Origin of the sequence: Mesorhizobium sp. M0598, from assembly GCF_040320865.1 — a bacterium.
GTDB lineage: Bacteria > Pseudomonadota > Alphaproteobacteria > Rhizobiales > Rhizobiaceae > Mesorhizobium.
In genome coordinates, this window is the sequence record NZ_JAMYQL010000102.1 from 1 (window position 1) to 1,245 (window position 1,245).

Here is a 1,245-nt window from a genome sequence, read left to right on the forward strand (position 1 = left end):
CTAGACGTCATGTTCCGAGGCGGAGAACGGTGGCCCGCCCTTTCGTGCGATTAAAAGACGAGGGTTGCTCGGATGGGCCGAGCCGATCCTCACGCACGGAGAGCGAGCCATGGGAGAGTATAGCGAAGCATTTGTCGCGTTTGATGTAGCCAAGAAGAAGCACGCGGTTGCGATCGCGGAGGGCGGCCGCACCGGCGAGGTCCGGTTCGTCGGCGAGGTCGAGAATAGTCCGGCGGCGATAGAGCGGACGATCAAGAAGCTGGGAAGAAAGTATGATCGACTGCACGTCTGCTTCGAGGCTGGGCCGACGGGTTATGGGTTGTGCCGGCAGGTCCGCGATCTTGGTCACGACTGCATGGTGGTTGCGCCGGCCCTGATCCCGAAGCGGCCGGGCGAGCGCGTCAAGACCAACCGGCGGGACGCGGTCACGCTGGCGCGACTGCATCGGGCGGGCGAACTGATCGGGGTGTGGGTGCCGGACGTAGTCCACGAGGCTGTCCGCGATCTGGTCCGAGCCCGCGAAGCCGCAGCCGACGACCTGCGCCGCAAACGCCAGCAGCTGCTCTCATTCCTTCTGCGCCATGGGCGGATCTACCAGAACGGCGGTCATTGGACATTGGCGCACCGGCGCTGGCTTGCCCGACAGAACTTCGAGCATACCGCGCAGCAGATCGTGTTCCAGGAGAAGATCGACGCGATCGAGGACGCGGCTCAGCGACTACACCGCCTGGATGAGCAGTTGCGCGCCGTCGTGCCAACTTGGTCCATGGCGCGAGTCGTTGAGGCCTATCAGGCCATGCGCGGCGCCTCGTTCCTGGTCGCAGTGATATTTGCGGCCGAGATTGGGGATGTGCGTCGCTTCGATACGCCGCCGCAGTTGATGGCCTTTCTCGGCCTTGTCCCGGGGGAGCGCTCGACCGGTGACACGGTTCGCCGGTCGAGCCTTACGCTCGCCGGCAATCGACGCGCCCGCCGCGCCCTGGTCGAAGCGGCATGGACTTACCGCTATCCTGCCAGGGTCAGTGAGACCCTGAGGGTGCGGCTCGAGGGGCTGCCCAAGGCCGTCCGCGATATTGCCTGGAAGGGGCAGCTCCGGCTCTGCGCCCGCTATCGTCGCCTCAGCGCCGCCGGCAAGAAGCCGCCGGTGGTCGTGGCTGCGATCGCACGCGAGATGGCCGCCTTCTTGTGGGCCATCGGCCGGGAGGTCGCGCCGTCATAGCCGGTCTCGACCCAACCCGCTGCACA

Annotated in this window: 1 protein-coding gene; it reads left to right on the forward strand. The window is 66.0% G+C overall.

The genetic code is table 11. The features are described from left to right. The first annotated feature begins 109 nt into the window (after positions 1–109). Positions 110–1,219, forward strand: a complete 1,110-nt coding sequence (locus NKI59_RS34895) for an IS110 family RNA-guided transposase (protein WP_352709061.1) — start codon at positions 110–112, stop codon at positions 1,217–1,219. Positions 1,220–1,245 lie beyond the last annotated feature (26 nt).